The organism is Microbacterium sp. HSID17254 (genome assembly GCF_003989315.1).
Lineage (GTDB): Bacteria > Actinomycetota > Actinomycetes > Actinomycetales > Microbacteriaceae > Microbacterium.
Genome location: NZ_RBLT01000006.1, coordinates 131122 through 153003, shown reverse-complemented (window position 1 = coordinate 153003; position 21882 = coordinate 131122). Strand labels below are relative to the sequence as shown.

General features: G+C 69.2%; 23 protein-coding genes and 2 tRNA genes. 5 read left to right on the top strand and 20 right to left on the bottom strand.

Translation table 11 applies throughout. From position 1 onward, the window contains the following. Positions 1-78 precede the first annotated feature (78 nt). Positions 79-166: transfer RNA gene (locus tag D8M34_RS05120), tRNA-Ser, on the top strand. Between the two features lie 52 nt (positions 167-218). Here D8M34_RS05120 and D8M34_RS05115 read toward each other — a convergent pair. The 7 genes from D8M34_RS05115 to D8M34_RS05085 form a co-directional block, all read right to left on the bottom strand. Continuing rightward, positions 219-821 carry a GNAT family N-acetyltransferase gene (locus tag D8M34_RS05115; protein ID WP_126893318.1) on the bottom strand — a complete coding sequence of 201 codons (603 nt, stop codon included), beginning with the start codon at positions 819-821 and terminating at the stop codon, positions 219-221. Between the two features lie 18 nt (positions 822-839). Then, positions 840-1481 carry a phosphatase PAP2 family protein gene (locus D8M34_RS05110; RefSeq protein ID WP_234024150.1) on the bottom strand — a complete coding sequence of 214 codons (642 nt, stop codon included), beginning with the start codon at positions 1479-1481 and terminating at the stop codon, positions 840-842. 47 nt (positions 1482-1528) lie between these two features. Beyond that, positions 1529-2689, bottom strand: a complete 1161-nt coding sequence (locus D8M34_RS05105; protein WP_126893317.1) for a cystathionine gamma-synthase — start codon at positions 2687-2689, stop codon at positions 1529-1531. A gap of 54 nt (positions 2690-2743) precedes the next feature. Further along, entirely contained in the window at positions 2744-4114 is a 1371-nt protein-coding gene (locus D8M34_RS05100; protein WP_126893316.1) for a cystathionine beta-synthase, read from the bottom strand. A 121-nt stretch (positions 4115-4235) separates the two neighbouring features. Then, positions 4236-5204, bottom strand: coding sequence for a carbohydrate ABC transporter permease (locus tag D8M34_RS05095; RefSeq protein WP_025104231.1), 969 nt, complete (start codon positions 5202-5204; stop codon positions 4236-4238). Then, a complete protein-coding gene (locus D8M34_RS05090) occupies positions 5204-6541 on the bottom strand; it encodes a carbohydrate ABC transporter permease (RefSeq protein ID WP_025104230.1) in 1338 nt (445 codons plus the stop codon). The genes D8M34_RS05095 and D8M34_RS05090 overlap by 1 nt, the downstream gene beginning before the upstream one ends. A gap of 111 nt (positions 6542-6652) precedes the next feature. Continuing rightward, a complete protein-coding gene (locus D8M34_RS05085) occupies positions 6653-7975 on the bottom strand; it encodes an ABC transporter substrate-binding protein (protein ID WP_126893315.1) in 1323 nt (440 codons plus the stop codon). A gap of 283 nt (positions 7976-8258) precedes the next feature. Between D8M34_RS05085 and D8M34_RS05080 the strand changes: the two genes are divergently transcribed. Then, complete coding sequence (locus D8M34_RS05080) at positions 8259-9263, top strand: LacI family DNA-binding transcriptional regulator (protein WP_025104228.1); 1005 nt, start codon at positions 8259-8261, stop codon at positions 9261-9263. 66 nt (positions 9264-9329) lie between these two features. On the opposite strand, the gene rplL is transcribed toward D8M34_RS05080, so the two are convergent. The 3 genes from rplL to D8M34_RS05065 all read right to left on the bottom strand — a co-directional run bounded on the left by rplL (position 9330) and on the right by D8M34_RS05065 (position 11535). Continuing rightward, positions 9330-9713: a 50S ribosomal protein L7/L12 gene (gene rplL / locus D8M34_RS05075; RefSeq protein WP_025104227.1), complete on the bottom strand. Its 384-nt coding sequence runs from the start codon at positions 9711-9713 to the stop codon at positions 9330-9332. Between the two features lie 48 nt (positions 9714-9761). Continuing rightward, positions 9762-10250, bottom strand: coding sequence for a 50S ribosomal protein L10 (rplJ, locus tag D8M34_RS05070; RefSeq protein WP_025104226.1), 489 nt, complete (start codon positions 10248-10250; stop codon positions 9762-9764). A gap of 325 nt (positions 10251-10575) precedes the next feature. After that, positions 10576-11535, bottom strand: coding sequence for a hypothetical protein (locus tag D8M34_RS05065; protein ID WP_126893314.1), 960 nt, complete (start codon positions 11533-11535; stop codon positions 10576-10578). 255 nt (positions 11536-11790) lie between these two features. On the opposite strand from D8M34_RS05065, the gene D8M34_RS05060 reads away from it, so the two are divergent. After that, on the top strand, positions 11791-12471 hold the full coding sequence (locus D8M34_RS05060) for a YqaJ viral recombinase family protein (RefSeq protein WP_126893313.1): 681 nt from the start codon (positions 11791-11793) through the stop codon (positions 12469-12471). A gap of 30 nt (positions 12472-12501) precedes the next feature. Here D8M34_RS05060 and D8M34_RS05055 read toward each other — a convergent pair whose 3' ends face one another. Next, entirely contained in the window at positions 12502-13386 is an 885-nt protein-coding gene (locus D8M34_RS05055; protein WP_174235372.1) for a LysR family transcriptional regulator ArgP, read from the bottom strand. Positions 13387-13455: 69 nt separating this feature from the next. Here D8M34_RS05055 and lysE point away from each other — a divergent pair, with 69 nt between their 5' ends. Further along, positions 13456-14109, top strand: coding sequence for an L-lysine exporter (lysE, locus tag D8M34_RS05050; RefSeq protein ID WP_062765060.1), 654 nt, complete (start codon positions 13456-13458; stop codon positions 14107-14109). Positions 14110-14113: 4 nt separating this feature from the next. Here the strand turns inward: lysE and D8M34_RS05045 are convergent, their stop codons facing one another. The 9 genes from D8M34_RS05045 to D8M34_RS05005 form a co-directional block, all read right to left on the bottom strand. Continuing rightward, a complete protein-coding gene (locus tag D8M34_RS05045; RefSeq protein WP_126893312.1) occupies positions 14114-14470 on the bottom strand; it encodes an iron chaperone in 357 nt (118 codons plus the stop codon). A gap of 40 nt (positions 14471-14510) precedes the next feature. Beyond that, a complete protein-coding gene (locus D8M34_RS05040) occupies positions 14511-15314 on the bottom strand; it encodes an amino acid ABC transporter ATP-binding protein (RefSeq protein WP_062765066.1) in 804 nt (267 codons plus the stop codon). Next, a complete protein-coding gene (locus D8M34_RS05035) occupies positions 15301-15966 on the bottom strand; it encodes an amino acid ABC transporter permease (RefSeq protein WP_062765069.1) in 666 nt (221 codons plus the stop codon). Before D8M34_RS05035 ends, D8M34_RS05040 begins: the two co-directional genes overlap by 14 nt. A 3-nt stretch (positions 15967-15969) precedes the next feature. Then, positions 15970-16785 carry an amino acid ABC transporter substrate-binding protein gene (locus D8M34_RS05030; RefSeq protein WP_025102335.1) on the bottom strand — a complete coding sequence of 272 codons (816 nt, stop codon included), beginning with the start codon at positions 16783-16785 and terminating at the stop codon, positions 15970-15972. A 197-nt stretch (positions 16786-16982) separates the two neighbouring features. Further along, entirely contained in the window at positions 16983-17672 is a 690-nt protein-coding gene (gene rplA / locus D8M34_RS05025) for a 50S ribosomal protein L1 (protein ID WP_025102336.1), read from the bottom strand. A gap of 11 nt (positions 17673-17683) precedes the next feature. Further along, positions 17684-18115, bottom strand: a complete 432-nt coding sequence (gene rplK / locus D8M34_RS05020) for a 50S ribosomal protein L11 (RefSeq protein ID WP_025102337.1) — start codon at positions 18113-18115, stop codon at positions 17684-17686. Positions 18116-18384: 269 nt separating this feature from the next. Next, positions 18385-19419 (bottom strand): transcription termination/antitermination protein NusG, encoded by a 1035-nt coding sequence (gene nusG / locus D8M34_RS05015; RefSeq protein ID WP_025102338.1) that lies wholly within the window; start codon positions 19417-19419, stop codon positions 18385-18387. A 42-nt stretch (positions 19420-19461) separates the two neighbouring features. Then, the gene (secE, locus tag D8M34_RS05010; protein ID WP_025102339.1) at positions 19462-19734 is read right to left on the bottom strand and encodes a preprotein translocase subunit SecE; all 273 of its coding nucleotides are present in this window, start codon (positions 19732-19734) and stop codon (positions 19462-19464) included. A gap of 39 nt (positions 19735-19773) precedes the next feature. Next, positions 19774-19846, bottom strand: a tRNA-Trp gene (locus D8M34_RS05005). A 192-nt stretch (positions 19847-20038) separates the two neighbouring features. Here D8M34_RS05005 and D8M34_RS05000 point away from each other — a divergent pair. Next, the gene (locus tag D8M34_RS05000) at positions 20039-21859 is read left to right on the top strand and encodes an HSP90 family protein (protein ID WP_126893311.1); all 1821 of its coding nucleotides are present in this window, start codon (positions 20039-20041) and stop codon (positions 21857-21859) included. Positions 21860-21882 lie beyond the last annotated feature (23 nt).

Here is a 21882-nt window from a genome sequence, read left to right as displayed (position 1 = left end):
TTTCGCGACCGCAGGCCTGGATCGCCGGTATGTCACGAGGCCCCCGGGACATCGGATAGGATGGACAGGTTGTTCCCTGGTGACGTGTCCGAGCGGCCGAAGGAGCACGCTTGGAAAGCGTGTGTTGTGCAAGCAACCGCGGGTTCGAATCCCGCCGTCACCGCCACAGACGAAGAAGACCTCCGCATCGCGGAGGTCTTCTCTCGTTTCGGGCGGCGTCAGCCGTCGAAGCGCACCCCGTACGTCAGACCACCGGGCGCGGACGGGAGCACGGTCATGCCGAGCCGCTCGTAGAACGCGGCCGCGCCGGAGTTCGCGGGGTCCATGCCGAGGTGCAGCGCCGGGACACCGCGCCGACGCAGCTCGGCGAAGAGCGTCTCGATGAGACCGCGACCGAGTCCTTGCCCCTGGGTCTCCGGCAGCAGGTCGATGTGCAGATGCGCCGGGTACTCGGCGGCATGCGGCTCGACCCCCGGCTCCCTGGTGTAGCCGTACTCGATCAGCTTCTCTTCGCGCGTCTGCGGGTCCGCCGATCGCGGATAGCGCGCGTGCAGGCCCGGCCACCACTCGTCGCGGAACCAGGCGTAGAAGGCGTCGGTGTCGTCGGTGGCGACGATGTAGCCGATGGTGCGCCCGTCCTCGGCCTCCACGACCCAGGCGAGGTCCGGGTGCCGCTCGACGTACGGCACCGCGAAGAGATTCCCCCACAGCTCGTCATCGGACAGCACCCCGGTGGCGTCTCCTCCGGCGTCGGCCGTCCGCAGGCAGATCTCGAACATCGCCGGGCGATCGGTCGGACGGTAGGGACGGATGCGCGACACGGGGGCTCCTCGGACGGGTCAGGTTCCGCTCAGCCTATCGGCGCGGGCGGTCGCTTCGACGTCGCGTCGCACCCACGGCACCAGCCAGGCGGCGAGCACGAGGACGACGCCGGCGCCGACGAACGCCCCGCCGAGCGTGTCCGTGGCCCAGTGCACCGACAGGAAGGTGCGCGACAGGGCCATGAGCACGATCCAGGCCGCCCCCACGATCGCCACCCAGACCCGCGGGAAGAGCACCCAGAGCACCAGGGCGATGGTCGCCGCATTCGCGGTGTGACCGGACGGGAACGAGCCGTAGTCGCTCACGACGAGCATGTCGTGCGGGCGGGCGCGGCCGAACACGTTCTTCAAGAGCTGGACGGCACCGGCGCTGACGAGGAAGCACAACGCGGCGAACAGCGCCCCCCGCCATCGGCGCAGGAGCAGCAGGACGGCGATGGTCGCCAGCGGCACCGCGAGGATGGCGACCCAGCCACCGCCGATCCAGTTCAGTGCGAGGGCGAAGCTCAGCATCCAGTCCGCGCGGACCGCGGCGATCGTGTCGTTCCACCACTGGTCGAGGCCCGGCGTCTGCGGATACACGAAGACGACGAGTGCGCCGAGGGCAGTGGCCAGGAGGAGGCAGGCGACGCCCCACCACAGCAGCATCCGTCGATTCATCGTCCCATTGTGACGGACGCCCCGGCGATCGCGGGTCGCCGAGCCGGTCAGCGGGCGATGCGGGCGAGACCCTCCTCGAGATCCGCGATGAGGTCGGCCACGTCCTCGATGCCGACCGAGAGACGCACGATGTTCTCCGGGACGGCGAGCTCGGTGCCGCGGACCGACGCGTGGGTCATCTCCGGCGGGTAGCCAATGAGCGACTCCACGCCGCCGAGCGACTCGGCGAGCTGGAACACGCGGGTGCTCTCGGCGAAGGCCCGGGCGGCGTCCGCACCCGCGGCGAGACCGAGCGACAGCATGCCGCCGAAGCCGCTCATCTGCCGCGCCGCGATCTCGTGACCGGGGTGCGACGCGAGGCCAGGATAGAACACCTGCGCGAACTCCGGCCGCGCCTGGGCCCATTCGGCGATGGCCTGCGCGTTCTCGGAGTGCTGGCGCACCCGCACCGCGAGGGTCTTGATGCCGCGGGTCGTCAGCCAGGCGTCCAGAGGCGCGGAGACCGCACCCACCGCGAACTGCTGGAACTTCACGGCCTCGACGAAGCGGTCGTCACCGAAGACGACGGCACCGCCCAGCACGTCGGAGTGCCCGCCCAGGTACTTCGTCGTCGAGTGCACGACGAGATCGGCGCCGAGCGCGAGCGGCTGCTGCAGAGCCGGCGAGGCGAACGTGTTGTCGACCACGACGAGGGCACCGGCCGCGTGCGCCACCTCGACGATGAGCGCGATGTCGACGACCTTCAGCAGCGGGTTGCTCGGCGTCTCCAGCCACACGATGCGCGTCTCGGGACGGATCGCCGCGCGGATCACGTCGACGTCGGAGAGCTCGACCGTGGTCGTGTCGATCCCCCAGGGCGCGAGGACCTTCGTGAGCAGGCGGTAGGTGCCGCCGTAGACGTCGTTTCCGAGGAGCACGTGGTCGCCGGGCTTGAGGATGCCGCGCAGCAGCGCGTCCTCGGCCGCGAGACCGGACGCGAACGACAGCGCCCCGACCCCGCCCTCGAGAGCGGCGAGCTGCGTCTCCAGCGAGGAGCGCGTCGGGTTGCCCGCACGGTTGTACTCGTAGCCCTCCCGGAAGCCGCCGATGCCGTCCTGCACGTGCGTCGACGACTGATAGATCGGCGGGATGATCGCCCCGGTGATCGGGTCGGGCGCCTGTCCGGCGTGGATGGCTCGGGTGGCGAAGGCGTGGTCGTGGTCGGACATGCTCTCAGCCTATGTCCGGGCCCTCCGACGGGTGCCGGCCTGTTACGTCCCGCGTCACCGGGAGAGGTAGCCGAGCAGGTCCTGTCGCGTCAGCACGGTGTGCGGCTTGCCGTCCTCGGTGACGAGGAGGGCGTCGGCGTCGGCGAGCGCGGCCCGTGCCTGCGCGACCGACGCGTGGATGCCGATGAGCGGCAGCCGCTCCCCCACGTGTGCGCCGACGGCGTCGCTCGGTTCGGCGTCGCCCCGGAAGAGCAGGTCGAGAAGGCCCTTCTCGTCGACGGTGCCCACGACCTCGCCCATCATCACCGGCGGCTCCGCGCTGAGGACGACGAGCTGCGAGACCTCGTACTCCGTCATCATGCCGATCACCTCGAGCACCGTGTCGGTGGGGTGCGCGTGCACGAGGTCGGGGAGGCCGTGGCGGGAGGCCCGGGCCGCGAGCACGTCGGCGACCGTCTCCCCCTCCTCCACGTCGCTGAAGCCGTAGGAGCGCATCCAGCCGTCGTTGAAGATCTTGCCCAGGTAGCCGCGTCCGCCATCCGGGAGGAGCACGACCATGATCGCATCCGCCGGCAGGTCCTTCGCCACCCGCAGCGCCCCGACGACGGCCATGCCGCTGGAGCCGCCGACGAGGATGCCCTCCTCGCGGGCCAGGCGCCGCGTCATCGCGAACGACTCCGCATCGCCGACCGCGACGATCTCGTGCGGGACGGCAGGGTCGTACGCTCCGGGCCAGATGTCCTCGCCCACGCCCTCGACGAGGTAGGGCCGACCGGTGCCGCCGCTGTAGACGCTGCCCTCGGGGTCGACGCCGATGATGCGCACCGCGTCGTCGGACACCTCGCGCAGGTAGCGTCCTGTACCGGTGATCGTGCCGCCCGTCCCCACGCCTGCGACGAAGTGCGTCACGCGCCCGTCGGTGTCGCGCCAGATCTCCGGCCCCGTCGTCTCGTAGTGGCTGCGCGGCCCGTTGGGGTTCTCGTACTGGTTCGGCTTGAAGGCCCCGGAAATCTCCCGTGCGAGCCGGTCGCTCACGCTGTAGTACGACTCCGGGCTGTCCGCCGGGACGGAGGTCGGGGTCACGACGACCTCGGCACCGTACGCGCGGAGCACGTCGATCTTGTCCTCGCCCACCTTGTCCGGGAGCACGAAGACGCACCGGTAGCCGCGCTGCTGCGCCACGAGGGCGAGCCCGACGCCGGTGTTGCCGCTCGTGGGCTCGACGATCGTGCCCCCCGGCTGCAGATCGCCCGCGGCCTCGGCGGCGTCGATGATGCGGGCCGCGATCCGATCCTTCGCCGACCCGCCCGGGTTCAGGTACTCGAGCTTCACGAGCACCGTGCACGCGATGCCCTCGGTGACGTGCTGGAGCTTCACCAAGGGCGTGTCGCCGACGAGGTCGACGATCGAGTCTGCGTACTTCATCTGTTCAGGGTACGGCGCGGGCCCTCGCCTCCGGGGATGTGTTTCACCGCCGCTTCGACAGGCTCAGCGACCCAGAACCTGGGTCCCTGAGCCTGTCGAAGGGCCTGAGCCCGTCGAAGGGTCAGCCCTTCGTCGCCCCGGCCAGCAGGCCGCGTACGAAGAAGCGCTGCAGGGCGAAGAACACGATCAGCGGGACGATGATCGAGATGAACGTTCCCGCGGACTGCAGGAACCACTTGTTCCCCCAGGTCCCGGAGAGCGAGTTCAGCGCCTGCGTGATCGGCAGGGCGCCGGGGGAGGCGAAGATCGTCGCGACCAGCAGGTCGTTCCACACCCAGAGGAACTGGAAGATCGCGAAGGACGCGATCGCCGGAGCCGCCAGCGGCAGGATGATCCGGAAGAACACCTGACCGTGTCCGGCGCCGTCCACGCGGGCCGCCTCGATGATCTCGCCGGGGATCTCGGAGATGAAGTTGTGGAGCATGAACGTCGCGAGCGGCAGCGCGAAGATCGCGTGCGCGATCCAGACGCGGGCGAAGCTGTACTGCACCTCGTTCAGCCCGAACCCGGGGAAGATCGGCACGTCGTTGATCGTCAGTCCGTCCGAGAACAGGCTCAGCAGCGGCACGAGGGCCATCTGCAGCGGCACGATCTGCAGCGCGAACACGAAGATGAAGAGCATGTTCCGACCCTTGAAGTCGATCCATGCGAACGCGTACGCGGCGAGCGACGCCATCACGATCGGGAACACGGTCGCGGGGATCGTGATCGCCAGCGAGTTGATGAACGCCGTCGCGAGAGTCGTCGAGGTGCCGCCCGAGTTCCACGCCTGCACGTAGTTGTCGAACGTGAACTCCGGGTTGGAGAAGACCGTCCACCAGCCGCTGTTCTGCGTGTCGGCGCCCGGGCGGAACGACGTCACGAAGAGGCCGAAGGTCGGGATCGTCCAGAAGAGCGCGATGACCGCGGCCGCGATCGTCGCCCCCTTCGAGGTCAGCTTCTTGTGGGCGGTCGCCTCGTTGCGGCGCGTGTCCCGCGCCACCTGGCGCTTGGTGCGGTTGTCCACGACGGTGGCCTGCGTTGCACTCATCAGCGGATCTCCCTCTGCTTGGCCATCGATCGGGCGTTGTAGATGATCAGCGGCAACACGAACAGGAACAGCACGACGGCGAGCGCCGACGAGTGCCCGTAGCTCTGGAACCGCTGCTGCTGATTGACCATCTCGAAGCCGAGGACGCTGGTCTCGTCCCGTCCGCCGGTCATCACCGCGACGATGTCGTACACCTTGAGCGAGGCGATCGTGATGGTCGTGAGCACGACGATCAGCGACGACCGGATGCCGGGCACGGTCACGTTGCGGAAGCGCTGCCAGGCGTTCGTGCCATCGAGCTCGGCCGCCTCCATCTGCTCCACCGGCACGGCCTTGATCGCGGCCGAGAGGATGACCATGGCGAAGCCGGTCTGGGTCCAGATGAACACGATGAGCAGCATGAGCGTGTTGAGGATCGGCTTGATCGCCAGCCACTGCACGGGGTCGCCGCCGAAAGCGGTCACGATCGCGTTGAGGAGACCGATCTGGTCACCCTGCCGGGCGTCGTACATGAACTTCCAGATGATGCCGGCGCCGACGAACGAGATCGCCACCGGCATGAAGACCAGCACCTTGAGGAACTTCTCGCCGCGGGCCCTGTCGATGAAGACGGCGTAGGCGAGGCCGATGACCACGGAGATGACCGGAGCGAGCAGCGCCCAGATGATCGTGTTGATCACCGACGACGTGCCGACCGGGTTGGTGAAGACCCAGATGTAGTTCTCGAGCCCGACGAACTCGTCGCCGGTCTTGTCGAAGAAGGACTTGAAGATCGTCGAGATCGCCGGGTAGATGAGGCCGAGCAGCAGCATGATGGCCGCCGGGGCCATGAAGAGCACGAGCTGGAAGAGATAGCCCGCTCCCTGCCGCGCGCGGAAGTCCGCGAAGAAGAGGAGCGCCCCGACGAGGAGCGCGATCGCGACGACGTACACGACGGCGTTCGCGTAGGGACGGAGCAGCAGCAGCGCGAGCACCGGGATGACGAGGCACGCGACCAGCCGCATGATGAAGTAGCCGCGACCAGGGCGGGGCGCGAACTCGATCAGCACGAGGATGATCGCCACGACCACGCCGAACACGAGCAGCACGGCGGGGATCTGCACCAGCGGATTCAGACCGCCCAGCCACAGGAAGAAGCTGTTGAGCGAGAACCCGATCGTGATCCGCGAGGACTCCTCGGTCGGAGCGGTGAAGACGAGGAGGAGAGCCAGCGCGACGACGACCACGAAGCCGATCGCGAGGATCGTGCGTGTGGTCTTCCTCCCCTTCTCGTCGGTGCCGTGCGTCGTCGGCGGCGCGTCAGCCTCGACGGGTTTCTCGATGGTCGCGTGCGACATGAACGTCCCCTTCTGGATCGTGCTGGGTTCCCGCGCAGTATGGATGGGTGGAGCGGGGCCGGGCTTGTGCAGCCCGGCCCCGCTCAGCCTGAGAAGATCGCGTCGAGGCGATCAGTTCTCGTAGCCGGCCTGGATGTCGGAGAGCACCGTGTCGGTGTCCTTGCCGTCGATCCAGTCGACCATCCCCTTCCAGAACGATCCCGAGCCGACGGTCGACGGCATCAGGTCGGAAGCGTCGAACCGGAAGGTCGTCGCATCGTCCTGCATGATGGTCATCGCCTCCTGGAGGAACTCGCTCGAGGCGAGGCTCGGGTCGGCGTTCTTGTTGGCGGAGATGACGCCACCGAGCTCGACACGGGCGTCGGCGAACTCCGGCGATGCCATGAACTCGAGCACCTGCTGGGTGGCCTCGTCGTCGGAGAAGGCCGCGACGAACTCGCCGCCACCCTCGACCTGGAGCTCACCGGCGGTCTCGCCCGGCATGATGAACGCGTAGACGTCGCCGTCCGGCGCGACCTCGGGGACGTTGCCGTCCGCGGTCTCCGTGTCGAGGAAGTTCGCCGACAGGAACGACGCCTGGTGGGTCAGCGCGCAGTCGCCCTTGGCCACCGCGTTGGCGACGTCACCGAAAGCGGTCGAGTTGATGCTCTTGACGTCGCCGTAGCCCGCGTTGACGTAGTCCGGGTTGAGCAAGATCTCACCGACGGCGTCGAAGGCCTGCTTGATCTCGGGGTCGGTGAACTTCACGTCGCCGGCCACCCAGTCGTCGTACACGTCGGGGCCCGACTGGCGCAGGACGAGGTCCTCGATCCAGTCCGTCCCCGGCCAGCCCGACGCCGCCTCGGAGGCGAAGCCGGCGCACCAGGCGGGACCGCCGGTCTTCTCGACGATCGTGTCGGTCAGGGCGATCATGTCGTCCCAGGTCTCCGGGACCTCGACGCCCCACTCGGCGAACTGCTTCGGCGAGTACCAGACGTAGCCCTTGAGGTTCGCGAGCATCGGCGCCGCGTAGAAGGTGTCGTCGAACGTGCCGTACTTCTTCCAGTCCTCGGACCAGTTCTCGTCGACGGCGGACTCGACCGCCTCCGGCGCCGGCATGACCTTGCCGGTGTCGACGAGGGTCTTGAGCAGACCGGGCTGCGGGACGATCGCGATGTCGGGGGCGTCGCCACCGGTCACCTTGGTGACGATGTTGCCCTCGAAGCCCTTGTCGCCGGTGTACTCGACCTTGATCCCGGTGTCCTTCGTGAACTGCTCGAAGGAGGCGTTCAGGTCATCGGCCTCGACGCCCGTGATGCCGCCGGAGATCCGGACGGTGTCCTTGGTCTCTCCGCCCTCATCGCCCCCGCCCTCGGCGCAGCCGGCGAGCGCGAGAGACGCGACGCCGACGAGTGCGATGGGGGCGAGCAGGCGGTATCGCTGTGACAAAGCCATGTACTTCTCCTCTTCCGGTGGATCTTCAGTCCGCCCAAGGAGAGCAATCGCCACATCCATTGGGGAACCGATTCCAGGCCAACCTACTCGGGTTCCTTCGCGCCGTACAACTGGGGAAGGTTACAAGATCACAACCGTTTGAGGTCGGTGCCCTCCGTGTGGTGGGAGCGCTCCCAGTTCCACGGGTCTGGAACCGGTTCCTCCTCGCGTGTGGAACGGCTACGATGGCTCCCGGCGAGCGCCCGATGGCTCGCCGTCGTGGAACCGGGTCGAGGAGGACACGATGAGCACGATCGCCGACGTCGCGACGCGCGCCGGTGTGTCCAAGGCGACCGCGAGCCGCGCCCTGAGCGGCCGCGGCTACGTCTCGGAGGAGACGAGACAGCGCGTGGAGGAGGCGGCGCACGACCTCGCGTACGTCGCGCACTCCTCCGCCACCAGCCTGGCGACCGGGCGCACCGGCACCATCGGCCTGGTGATGCCACCGGTCGACCGGTGGTTCTTCTCGGAGCTGCTGGCGGGCGTGCAGGAGGCGCTGCTCGTGCGCGACCACGACCTGTCGCTGTACGGCGTCCCTGAGCGCTCGGAGACCAGGGAGCGGCTGTTCGAGAGCGTGCTGCCCGGTCGGAGATTCGACGGCATCATCGCCGTCGGCATCCAGCCCAGCGCCCGCGAGCTGGAGCGCCTGCACCGCACCGGGCGCCCGCTCGTCAGCGTGGGGCCCTACAGCGCCGGATCGAGCGCCGTGTCGATCGACGACGCGGCCGCCGCCCGGATCGCCACCGAGCACCTGATCGAGCTCGGCCACACCGACATCGCCTTCGTGGGCGGCGCCACCGACGACACCGACCTCAGTTACGGCGACGCCCGACGCCTGGCCGGCTACCGGGAGGCGCTGCACGCGGCGGGGCTGACTCCGCGGGCGCGCATCGCCGGGGCGGCCCCCACGATGCCCGGCGGCTATGCCGCGGCGGCGGGACTCCTCGGCGACCGTCGCCACCGACCGACCGCCATCGTCGGCGTGTGCGACGAGGCCGCCATCGGCGCCGTGATCGCCGCCCGCCGCCTGGGCATCGCGGTGCCGACCGAACTCAGCGTCGTCGGCATCGACGACCACGAGCACGCGGAGATGTTCGCCCTCACGACCATCGGGCAGTCGCCGCGGGACCAGGGCCGGGAGGCCGTGCGCCTGCTCATGCGACGGATGAGCGAGCCCGACGCTCCGGTCGAGCACGTCGAGGCCGCTTCGGCGCTCGTCGTTCGCAGCTCGACCGCGGCGCCGCGCTGACCCCGCAGACGCACGAAGGCCCCGGGCGGAACCCGGGGCCTTCGCAGAAGCGCTGGTGCGCTGGAATTACTTGAGGGTGACGGTCGCGCCGGCCTCTTCCAGAGCAGCCTTGGCCTTCTCGGCCGTCTCCTTGTTGGCGCCCTCGAGGACGGCCTTCGGAGCACCGTCGACGACGGCCTTGGCCTCGCCGAGGCCGAGCGAGGTGAGCTCGCGGACAGCCTTGATGACCTGGATCTTCTTGTCGCCAGCAGCCTCGAGGATGACGTCGAAGGAGTCCTTCTCCTCCTCGGCCGCGGCCTCGCCTGCGCCGCCAGCGGCACCGGCGACGGCGACGGGAGCAGCAGCGGTGACCTCGAACTTCTCCTCGAACGCCTTCACGAACTCGTTGAGCTCGATGAGGGTCAGGCCGGCGAACTGCTCGAGCAGCTCCTCGGTGGAAAGCTTCGCCATGATGTATCTCCTAGATAGATGGGGTTTGTAGACGAGATCGCCGGTCGCTTACGCGGCCTCGGCGGTCTCCAGCTTTTCGCGAAGCGCGTCGATGGTGGCCGCAGCCTTGCCCATCGTCGCCTTCATCATGCCCGCGGCCTTCGCCAGCAGAACCTCGCGGCTCTCGAGCGAGGCGTACGTGTTGACCTCGTCGGCGGTGAGGGCCTTGCCCTCGAAGATGCCCGACTTGATCACGAGAAGCGGGTTGGCCTTGGCGAAGTCACGCAGAGCCTTGGCGGTGGCGACGAAGTCACCGTGCACGAACGCGACAGCCGACGGCCCCTTGAGGTCGTCGTCCAGCGCGGAGATGCCGGCCTTGTTGGCGGCGATCTTGGTCAGCGTGTTCTTCACCACGGCGTACTCAGCGTCCTGACGGATGCTGTTGCGCAGCTGCTTGAGCTGGGCAACCGTCAGACCGCGGTACTCGGTCAGCAGGACGGCGTTCGAGTTCTCGAATGACTTCGTGAGCTCGTTGACCGATGCATCCTTCTGCGCCATGGTCACTCCTTGGTGTGTACGAGGCGCCGCACGGTGGTGGGGCGCCGGCCTCCGACCCCCTGCAAAAGAGAAGAGCTCCGGCGCAAGCGCACGGAGCTCGGAAGTTCGTGACACCTGCGCGGGCCCCTGCGATGCAGAGCTTCGATCCTGTGCACTCGCGCGCACACGATGACCAGCGGTCTTCGGTTATGACCACTGTACCCCACCCCCACCTCTCCCCCAAATCCCCCTCCTCTTCCCGTCGACCCACCCCTTTGCGTGCACCCCGGCCCCTTACGCCTGCACGCACGGGGCCGGAGGGCACGGAAGGGGGTGGGCCAAGGGTTCACCGGGCGAAGAGGCGGAAGGCACGGAAGTGCGCGTCGGCCGCGGCGAGGGAGGCGACGTGCTCGCTCGACACCCGGATCACCCGCCAGCCGGTGGTCCCGCGCACCCAGTCCTCGCGGATCTTCTCGTCGAGCACGACGCTCTCCGCCGTGCGGCCCCCGCGGTACTCGTCATCCAGGTACTTGTCCCGGCCGTCGCACTCCACGAAGGTGCGGGACTGGTCGACGGCGATGTCCATCCAGAACCGACCGCCGCGCGGTCCGTCCACCGGCACCTGCAGCCGCGGTCTGCCGAAGCCGAGCTGATGGAGCCGGTACCGCGTCACGCTCTCCAGAGGCAGTTTCGCGCGACCGTCGGCCAGGCCCACGATCCGGCGAGCCTGCACGATGCCGCGGAGCCGTGGACGGCGGACCCGATCCGCGAGGTCCGCCAGGAGAGCCTGCTCCGCGGTGTCGTCGAACTCCCACGGGTCACCGCCGACCAGAGCGAGGGCGGCATCCGCGACCGCGAGAGCCGCCTCCGGAGCGACCGTGCGGGCGAGGTCGACGACCGTCCGGGCGAGGGAGGTGCAGCGGATGCCGTCGCGCTCCACGATGTCACCGGCGGCAACAGTGCCCTCGTGCCGCAGGATCCCGGACGTGCTGTGCCGGCGGTCCGGTGGCGCCGTCACATGGACCCTCGTCGGACGCACCCGATACAGCGGCAGTCCCCACAGCACCGCAGCCGAGGCGTGCGAGAACACGGGCCGCGTCCCCGAGGCCGCGAGATCGGCGGCCACCACCTCCGCACGATGCCGGGACTCCGGGGCGAGCTCGCTCCAGGTCCGCAGCGCGAGGTACCACCCACGGCGCACATGATGCAGCTGCCGCCCTTCCACCGCGGCGTGGAGCGTCCGAGACCCCCAGCCCTCCTCCTCCAGCCGTCGACGACCGAGGAGCATCCCCCTGATCTCGTCCACGCTCACCTGTCTCACCCCTCCGACTCTCCCCTCTCCTCTCGCCACTCCCCCGCCCTCCCCGGTTTCTCCACACCCCTCTCTCCCCTCCCGCCCCTTGTGCAGGAGTCGTCCTCCCCCGCCGACCCACCCCCTTGCGTTCGAGCCACCCCCTTGCGCGCGCGCGTAGGGGGCCGGGACGCACGCAAGGGGGTGGGTCGGCGGGAGGGGGCGGCGTGTACGACGGGAACGGGGGTGGGGGAGAGTTAGAGTCTTCTGGTGCCCCCGGAACTCCAAGCTCGCATCGTCGCGGACTCGCGCGACCGCGTGGCATGGATGAGGGCACGCTCTCGCGGAATCACGGCCACCGACGTCGCCGGACTCACCAGCGAGCGCTCGATCGCCCGTGCTGCCGACGCCAAGCTCGGCGGCGGGCCGCGGTTCGGCGGCAACGCCTACACGGACCACGGCCGGCGCCGCGAGCCGGAGATCGCCGCCTGGGTCGCCGCGACGCACGGCATCTTCCCCTCCTCCGCGCTGTTCCGCGCCGAGGTCGAGCACCGCCACCTGGCTACGCCCGATGGCATCTCGGTGGACGCGGACGGCCGTGTCAGCCTCGCGGAGATCAAGACCACCAACAAGGCCTTCCGGGGGATCCCCCGCACCTACCTGCGCCAGGTGTGGTGGCAGCAGCACGTGCTGGGCGCCGAGCGCACCCTGTTCGTCTGGGAGGAGCACGTCGACTTCTCCCCCGTCCACGACGAGCCCCGCTGCGTGTGGATCGATCGCGACGACCGCGAGATCGCCAAGCTCGTGGGGCTCGCCACCGACCTCATCGACGAGCTGTACCGCCGCACGACCGGACGCACGGTCCCGGCCCGCTCCGCATCCCCGGCGGACAGCCGTCGGGAGCAGCTCCGCGAGCGCGACGCCTTCCGCGCCCTCGCCCTCGCCGACTGACCGCGCGGCGGCGATGCCGTCCCGGCGGCGTCAGGGTTCGCGAGCGAGCACCCGACGCGCCTCCCCCGCGACCTCGGACGCGATCGTGTCGAGGAGCGCGGAGCGCAGGTTCCACTGCTGCCAGTACAGCGCCACGCGCAGGATCGGACCGCCGAGCGCCACGAGTCCCGGCACCTCCTGCAGCCGCGGCACCATCCCCCAGCCGAGGCCGAGGCCGACGGCGAGCGCATAGTCGTGCGACGCCGGGACGTAGTGCCGGGGAACGCCGGCCGCCGGCACGCCCCGCGCGGCCAGCCACTCGTGCTGCAGGGTGTCCCGGCGGTCGAAGTCGACGAACGGCGCGTGCGCCAGAGCATCGGGGGTCACGCCGTCCGGGAACCATCGGCGGGCGTAGGCGGGTTCGGCCATGGCGCGGTACTCGAGCACGCCGAGGGGCGCGACCGTGCACCCCGCGACCGCCGTGGCCTCGCTCGTGACCGCCGCCATGACGGTCCCCGATTCGAGCAGGCGGGCGGTGAAGTTCTGATCGTCGCGGTGCAGGTCGACATCGATGTCGTGCGCGGCGGAGAGCCGGGCCATCGGTGCCAGGAACCAGGTCGCCATCGAATCCGCGTTGACGGCGAGCGGCACGCTGATCCGCCGCCCCTCAGCGCTCCCCTCGATCCCGACTCCCGCGAGAGCATCCTCTTCGAGGAGGGCGATCTGCCGCGCGAGCCGCACGACGGACTCCCCCGCCTCGGTGAGGCGGACCGGCTTGCTACGCACGAGGAGGATCCGCCCGAGCTGCTGCTCCAGCACCTTGAGACGCTGACTGACCGCGGACGGGGTGACCTGCAGCCGACGCGACGCGGCATCGAGAGTGCCCTCGTCGGCGACGGCGGCGAGCGTGGCGGCGAGCTCCGGGTCGATCCTCACATCAGTGATGCTAATGGTGCGGAAGGAATCTTCGCTGCACCTCATGCTCAGCCCTCATAGGCTCGACGCATGCTCACGGTCCTCGCCGGTCTCGGCCTCGGTCTCTCCCTCATCGTCGCGATCGGCGCACAGAACGTGTTCGTGCTGCGTCAGGGCATCCGGCGCGAGCACGTCCTCGCCGTCGTGATCGTCTGCGCCCTCTCCGACGCCGTGCTGATCATCGCCGGTGTCGCGGGGCTCGGGTTCGTGCTGTCCGCCGCACCCTGGCTCGTCGTCGTGGCTCGCTGGGCAGGGGCGCTGTTCCTCCTCGGATACGGACTGCTTGCGGCGCGGCGGGCCTGGCGGGGCGGCGAGGAGCTGGTGGTCGACGGGGGCGACGCCCCGGTCTTCGAGGCGTCCGGGGGCACCGGCACGCTCACCCGCACCCGCCTCGCCCCGGTGATCCTCACGACGCTGGCGTTGACGTGGCTGAACCCGCATGTGTACCTCGACACGGTGCTGATGCTCGGGTCGATCGCGGCGACGCACGGGGACGAGCGGTGGCTGTTCGCGGCCGGGGCGGTCGCGGCGAGCATCCTCTGGTTCACCGCCCTCGGCTTCGGCGCCCGCTACCTCGGACGGTGGCTCCGCACCCCGCGCTCCTGGCGCATCCTCGACGCGGTGATCGCGGTCGTGATGATCACGCTCGCGGTGAGCCTCGTGCTCCCGGTGCTCGGCGCCTAGGCGTTCACCCGGCCTCGATCTGCGACACCCGCGCCCGGATGAGCGCGCGGACCGCCTCGACCGGCAGGGGGTGCTCCGGCTGGAACCGGATCGTCCCCTTGTCGAGGCTGACCCCGGGGTGACCGTCGAGGAAACCCGCTATGGCAGCGACCGCCTCGGGGCTGAACGGGTAGACGCCGATGTGCTTCTTCGCACGCATCACCGAGAGCAGCGGCTTGCCGTAGTAGACGAGGGCCGGCATCCCGTAGCCCTTGCCCTGTTCCGCCTCCGGCACCTCCTCCGTGGCGATCGCGTACACGCCATCGATCACCGCACGGTCTGCGGCGTCGAGGTCGGTCAGGTAGTCGTCGATGGTGCCCACGCACCGCATCCTGCCATCGAATCCCCTCGGGGTCGAGGGCTCACGCGCCGTCGAGGGGCCGGAGGATGCGGGTGAGGAACCGCTGCGTGCGCTCGTGCTGCGGAGCGCTGAACAGCTGGGCAGGTGGTCCCTGCTCCACGACGACGCCGCCGTCCAGGAAGAGCACATGATCGGCCGCCTCCCGTGCGAAGCTCAGCTCATGCGTGACGACGGCCATCGTCCAGCCCTCGTCGGCGAGCTCCTTGATGACGAGCAGCACCTCTCCCACGAGCTCGGGGTCGAGCGCGCTCGTCGGCTCATCGAACAGCAGCAGGTCCGGCTGCAGAGCCAGGGCGCGCACGATGCCGACGCGCTGCTGCTGCCCGCCGGAGAGCTGATGCGGCCTCGCGTCGGCCTTGTCGGCGAGGCCCACCCGGGCGAGCAGGGCCTGCGCTTCGGCGACGACCTCGGCCTTCGGACGCCCCTGCACCCGCCACGGCCCCTCGATCACGTTCTCCAGCACCGTGAGATGCGGGAAGAGGTTGTGGTGCTGGAACACCATCGCCGACCGATCGCGGAGCGCGAGCCGCTGCTGCTTCGCGACGCGGGGCTTCGGGCGGGCCTCCGGTGCGAAGTCGATCTCCGGGCCCCCGGCCATCGCGATGGTGCCGGCGTCCGGCGTCTCCAGGCCGTTCAGAGCCCGCAGGACGGTCGTCTTCCCGGAGCCGCTCGGCCCGATGAGCACCACGACCTCGCCGCGGTGCAGGGTGAGGTCGAAGCCGCGGAGCACCTCGGTGGCGCCGAAGCTCTTGTGCAGGCCCCGGGCGGTGAGTAGCGGTCCGGTCGTGGGGTCAGTGCGCGACACGACTGTCGAGCCTCCTCTCCAGGGCGCTCTGCCCGAAGGAGAGCACCAGGCAGATCACCCAGTAGACCAGCGCCGCGGCCAGATACACCACCATGAACTCGAGCGTGGTGGAGGCGATCTGCTGCGCCACCCTGAACAGCTCCGTCACGAGGATCAGCGAGGTGAGGGAGGTGTCCTTCACGAGCGAGATGAACGTGTTGGACAGCGGCGGCACCGACACCCGGGCGGCCTGCGGCAGGATGATGCGGGTCAGCGTGCGGGTGCGGTTCATGCCGACCGTGTACGCGGCCTCCCACTGCCCCTTCGGCACCGAGAGGATCGCCGCCCGCACGACCTCGGCGCCGTAGCCGCCGACGTTGAGCGAGAGCGCGATGATGGCGCTCGGCCACGGATCGAGGGTCACCCCGACGGACGGCAGGCCGTAGAAGATCACGAAGAGCTGCACGAGCATCGGCGTGCCGCGGATCACCGAGATGTAGAACCGCGCGATGCCGGACACCACCGGATGCACCGAGATCCGCATCAGCGCCATGCCGATCGCGATCACGAGCCCCAGCGCGAACGACACCAGGGCGAGCGGGATCGTCGCCGTCAGCCCCGCCCAGGCGATCGGCCCGAGCGAGGAGAAGAAGAGCTCCCAGGGATTCTGCATCGCCTACTGCGAGACGTCTTCGCCGAAGTACTTCTCGCTGATCTCGGCCAGGGTGCCGTCGGCACGGAGCGTGTCGAGCGCTTCGTCGACCGCATCGACGAGCGCCTCCTTGTCCTTCGTGAACACGAAGGCCTGCTCACCGGCGTCATCGGTCTCCGCCGCGATCTTCAGACCCGTCGGGCTGTTGGTCGTCTCGTAGTCGAGGAACGTCAGCTTGTCGTTGACGGTCGCGTCCACCCGGCCCTGGCGGAGGAGCTCCACGGCCTGCGCCCACCCCTCGACGCCCTCGACCTTGGCGCCGGACTCGGTGGCCAGCTCGTACCAGTTGCTCGTGAGGGACTGCGCCGTCGTCTTACCCTCGAGGTCGTCGAAGGACGAGATGGAGTCGTCGTCCTCCTTCACCACGATCACGCCGGGCGACACCGTGTACGGGGTGCTGAAGAGGTATTTCGCCTCGCGCTCCTCGTTGATCGACACCTGGTTCGCGATCACGTCGAAGCGGCCGGCGTCGAGACCCGCGAAGATCGCATCCCACTGCGTCTCCTGGAACTCGACCTTCAGGCCGAGCTCGTCGGCGACGGCCTGGATGATCTCGACGTCGTAGCCGGTGAGGTCGCCGGAGCCGCCGTCGTCGTGGAAGCTGAACGGGCGGTAGGTGCCCTCGGTCGCGACCGTCAGCGTGCCATCCTTCACCAGGCCGAAGTCGGAGCCCGCGGCGCCCTCGCCGTCCGTGCTCGCGGGCGTGCTGGACCCGCTGCAGGCGGTCAGCGCGGCGGCGGCGACGACGAGTGCGGTGACGGCGATGAGACGACGGGACATGGACCCTCCTGGGGTGAGAAAGCGCGGGAGCGAGTTTACGCGACGACCGCGGGAACTCCCCCACAGTACGCGGCGCCTCCGACGTCCGCGCATCGGATGACGCCGGATGTCGCGCGCCGAACCGCCCCGGGAACGCAGAACGCCCCCGGGCGGACCCGGGGGCGTTCGGTGCGACAGGTGCGAGACCCGTCGACGCGTCAGATGGCGTTGACGTCCAGCGGGATGCCGGGGCCGAACGTGGTCGACACCGCACCCTTCTGGATGTAACGACCCTTGGCGCTGGACGGCTTGAGGCGGACGATCTCCTCGAGCGCGGCGTCGATGTTCTCGTTCAGCTGCTCGGCCGAGAAGGAGGCCTTGCCGATGACGAAGTGCACGTTGGCGTGCTTGTCGACGCGGAACTCGATCTTTCCGCCCTTGATCTCCTCGACGGCCTTGGCCGGGTTCGGAGTCACGGTGCCGGTCTTCGGGTTCGGCATCAGGCCACGGGGACCGAGCACCTTGCCGAGACGGCCGACCTGGCCCATGAGCTCCGGGGTCGAGACCGCGGAGTCGAAGTTGGTCCAGCCGTCGGCGACCTTCTGGATGAGCTCGGCGCCGCCGACCTCATCGGCGCCGGCCGCGATCGCCGCCTCGGCCGCGGGGCCGGTGGCGAACACGATGACGCGGGCGGTCTTACCGGTGCCGTGGGGCAGGATGACGGTGCCGCGCACCATCTGGTCTGCCTTGCGAGGGTCGACGGCGAGCTTCAGCGCGACCTCGACGGTCGAGTCGAACTTCGCCGAACCGGTCTCCTTCGCGAGCGCGACGGCCTCGGACGGCGTGTAGAAACGGTCTGCCTCGATCTTCTCGGCGGCAGCCTTGTAAGCCTTGGACTTGGTAGCCATGATTATTCTCCTCAGCCCTCGACCGTGATGCCCATGGAACGGGCGGTGCCGGCGATGATCTTCGAGGCGGCCTCGATGTCGTTCGCGTTCAGGTCGGCCTGCTTCTGTTCGGCGATCTGACGGACCTGGTCCTTGGTGATCTTGCCGACCTTGACGGTGTGCGGGGTGGCCGAAGCCTTCTGCACGCCGGCGGCCTTCTTGATGAGCTCCGCCGCGGGCGGGGTCTTCAGGACGAAGGTGAAGCTGCGGTCCTCGTAGACGGTGATCTCGACGGGGATGACGTTGCCGCGCTGCGACTCGGTCGCGGCGTTGTACGCCTTGCAGAACTCCATGATGTTGACGCCATGCTGACCGAGCGCGGGGCCGATCGGCGGCGCCGGGTTGGCGGCACCGGCGTTGATCTGAAGCTTGATCAGGCCGGTCACCTTCTTCTTCGGTGCCATTCTCTTTCCTTTCCTCGAGGCGGATGCGAGCATCCGCTTCTCCCACGGCTCCGGCCTCTCCGGCCCGTGGTCGTCTGCGCGCCCTTCGATAAGCTCAGGGACGCACAAACCACGTAAGTCTACCTGATCACTCCCCCACTCGCGAGCCGGCCTCTTGCGTGCGAGCCGGCCCTGTACGTACGTCCGCAACGGGCCGGGAGACACGAAAGGGGGTGGGTCGGGGAAAGAAAACGGCCGCCCCCGAAGAGGGCGGCCGTTCTCGTGCACTGTCAGATCATCTTGGTGACCTGGTCGAACGACAGCTCGACCGGGGTCTCGCGCTCGAAGAGCGAGACGAGGACCGTGAGCTTGCCGCTCTCCGGCTTGATCTCGCTGATCGAACCGGGAAGACCCGCGAACGAGCCCTCCTTGATCGTGATGGTCTCGCCGACCTCGAAGTCGACCTCGGCGGGAAGCGGACGGGCGACGGCGACGCCGCCCTTGGCCGCGATGTTCTTGGCGGTCGGCACGTCCTTGACCTCGACGAGGGACTTCAGCATGTTGAAGGCCTCTTCGAAGCGCAGCGGCGTCGGGTTGTGGGCGTTGCCCACGAAGCCGGTGACGCCGGGGGTGTGCCGCACGACCGACCAGGTGTCTTCCGTCAGCTCCATGCGCACCAGCACGTAGCCGGGGATGCGCACGCGGGTGACCATCTTGCGCTGGCCGTTCTTGATCTCGACGACGTCCTCCATCGGGACCTCGACCTGGTAGATCTCGTCCTCGACCTCGAGCGTCGACTTGCGCTGCTCGATGTTCGCCTTGACCTTGCGCTCGAAGCCGGCGTACGAGTGGATGACGTACCACTTGCCCGGGAGCATGCGCAGGTCCATGCGGAAGGCCTCGTACGGGTCTTCCTCGGACGCCGACTCGTCCTCGTCGGACTCGGCGGCGGGACGGTCGTCCTCGCCGTTCACGTCGGGCCCCTCGTACGGGGTGACCTCGTCGGCCGCCTCGGCCTCCTGCTCCGCGACCTCTTCGGCCACGGAATCGTTGAGGACCTCGGCGGCGGCTTCGGACTCCGCGGCCTCGTCCAGGTTCAGAGCGTCGTTCACGATGGCGTCCGCCTCCGGGTCGTCGATGTCGATGTCGATGTCTTCCGTCTCCTGCTCGCCGTCCTCGTCCTCGACGTGGACCGCGACGTGCTCGGCAGAGGTGACCGAGAGCTCCTCCGCGGCGAGCACGTTGCCCTCCTGGGCCTCGTCCTCCTCGCTGGACTGCTCTGCGGCGGTCGCCCAGTCGGCGTCGTCGGAATATCGTTCAGACACGTTGCTTCTTCTCCATAGCTGCGGCGGTCGCCGCGGGGGTCATCAGCCAGGGATTCCGAACACGTAGTGCGTCAGGAGCCCGAAGACGTAGTCGAGACCGTAGACGATGCCCATGACGATCAGGACGAAGACGAGCACCACACCCGTGAACTTGAAAAGCTCCTTGCGGGTCGGGGTGACGACCTTGCGCAGTTCGGCGATGACCTGGCGGATGAACAGGGCGATGCCCCCGAAGAACCGGGAGAAGGGGTTGCCCTTCTTCTGGCGCGTGGCGCCGGCCGCGACGACGTCGCCGCGCGGTTCGTCCTGATCCATCCTGAATGTACCTTTCGTGTGTCAGCGTGCGCTGACGCGCAGGGCGGACAGGAATCGAACCTGCAACCTGCGGTTTTGGAGACCGCTGCTCTGCCAATTGAGCTACCGCCCTAGAGACCCGGAGGTCTCGGGGATGCTCTCCTCACCCTGCCACCGGCCGATGTCGTAGACGCCAGGCACGGCGAAAGAATGCAGAGAACAACTGCTCACCAAGCATACGGCATCGATCCGGTGGTGCCGAACAGGAAGCGGAACCGGCGTTGTTGCTAGGCTCGGCGGGCGGACGAAGCAGGAAGGGACGCATGTGAGTGGGGATGTGCAGCAGTTCCAGGTGGACCTGCGCGGAGTCGTCGATCTGCTCAGCCGGCACATCTACTCCAGTCCCCGGGTCTATCTGCGGGAACTGCTCCAGAACGCGAGGGACGCGATCGCCGCGCGCCGTGAGGTCGACGGCGGCGGCAGCCGCATCCGGATCACACCGCTGACCGCGCAGTCGGGCGAGTTCGTGCTCCGCGACGACGGCGTGGGATTGACCGCCGCCGAGGTCGCCGATCTGCTCGCGACCGTCGGGCGCAGCTCCAAGCGGGACATCTTCGACCTCCCCCGGAGCGACTTCCTCGGCCAGTTCGGCATCGGGCTGCTGAGCTGCTTCATGGTCGCCGACACCATCGTCATCCGCTCCCGCAGCGCCAGAGGCGGCTCCGCGGTGGAGTGGACGGGCAGCGCGGACGGCACCTTCCGCGTCACGGAGATCGATGACGACCTCCCGATCGGCACCAGCGTGCACCTCGTGCCGCGCTTCGACGCCGACGAGCTGCTGCGGCCGGCGGCCGTGCACGAGCTCGCGACCACCTTCGGGGAGTTCCTGCCGGTGCGGGTGACCATCGACGCGACCGGCGGGGACATCGATGTGACGCGCGAGCCTCCCTTCCGCGACCCCGCCGCCGACGTCGAGGCGGCCGTGCAGTACGGTCGCGACCTGCTCGGGGCCGCTCCGCTGGACGTGATCCCGCTGAGCGAGCCGGCGACCGGCACGCAGGGCCTGGCGTACGTCCTGCCCTTCGCTCCTCCGCCCGGCGCCCGGCAGGCGACCCGCATGTACCTCGGGCGCATGCTGCTGTCCGAGCGCGTCGACGACGTGCTGCCCGACTGGGCCTTCTTCGTTCGCGCCGTCGTCGACTCCACCGGCCTCGCGCCGACCGCGAGCCGCGAGTCCCTCGTCGAGGACACGGCCCTGGAGCACGTCCGGGAGCAGCTCGGCGCCGGGATCCGCCGCTGGGTGCTCGAGCTCGGGCTGCGCGAACCGCATCGCCTCGCCCAGTTCGTCGCCGTGCACGAGGTCGGCCTCAAGTCGCTGGTGCGTCATGACGAGGAGCTCGCGCGCTTCATCACGCGCTGGCTCACCGTGGAGACCACGCACGGCACGCTGCGGATCGGCGAGCTCGTGGAGCGTTACCCGCACGTGCGCTACGCCCAGACCGTCGACGAGTTCCGCCAGGTGGCGGGCATCTCCCCCTCGGACGAGGTACTGGTCAACGGCGGCTACCTCTATGACGCGGATCTGATCCGCCTGCTCCCCGACCTGTACCCGCAGGTCACGGTGGAGAAGGTCGACGTGACCGGCGAGCTCGATCGCCTCGACCCGCCGCCGCTCGACGACCGGGACATCGCGATGGCGCTGGAGTCCCGCGCCGGCGCCGTGCTCGCCGCCTCCGACTGCGCCGTCGTCGTCAGGGCGATCGATCGCCCCGAGCTGACCGGACTCTACGTCGCGGATCCCGAGGTCCTGCGCACGATCGACCGCGGGCGCACCAAGGGCATCGCGAGCACGCTCTGGGGCGGGGTGCTCGACCGGATCGATCAGACGCTCTCCTCCGCACGGGACGACGACCTCACGGCGCGACTGTGCCTGAACTGGTCGAACCGCGTCGTCCGCGCCCTCGTCCGCGTCGAGGACGACGCCGTGTTCGCGCGCACGGTCCAGCTCCTCTACATCCAGGCGCTCCTCGCGGGACACCACCCCCTCTCGGACGCCGACCGGGCCCTCATGACCAGCGCCCTCTCCGACCTCGTCTCGCTCTCCGCCGGCATCGAGGGGGACACGCTCCCCTTCGACGCGCGCTGACACCCCCGACTACCCGAAAGGGC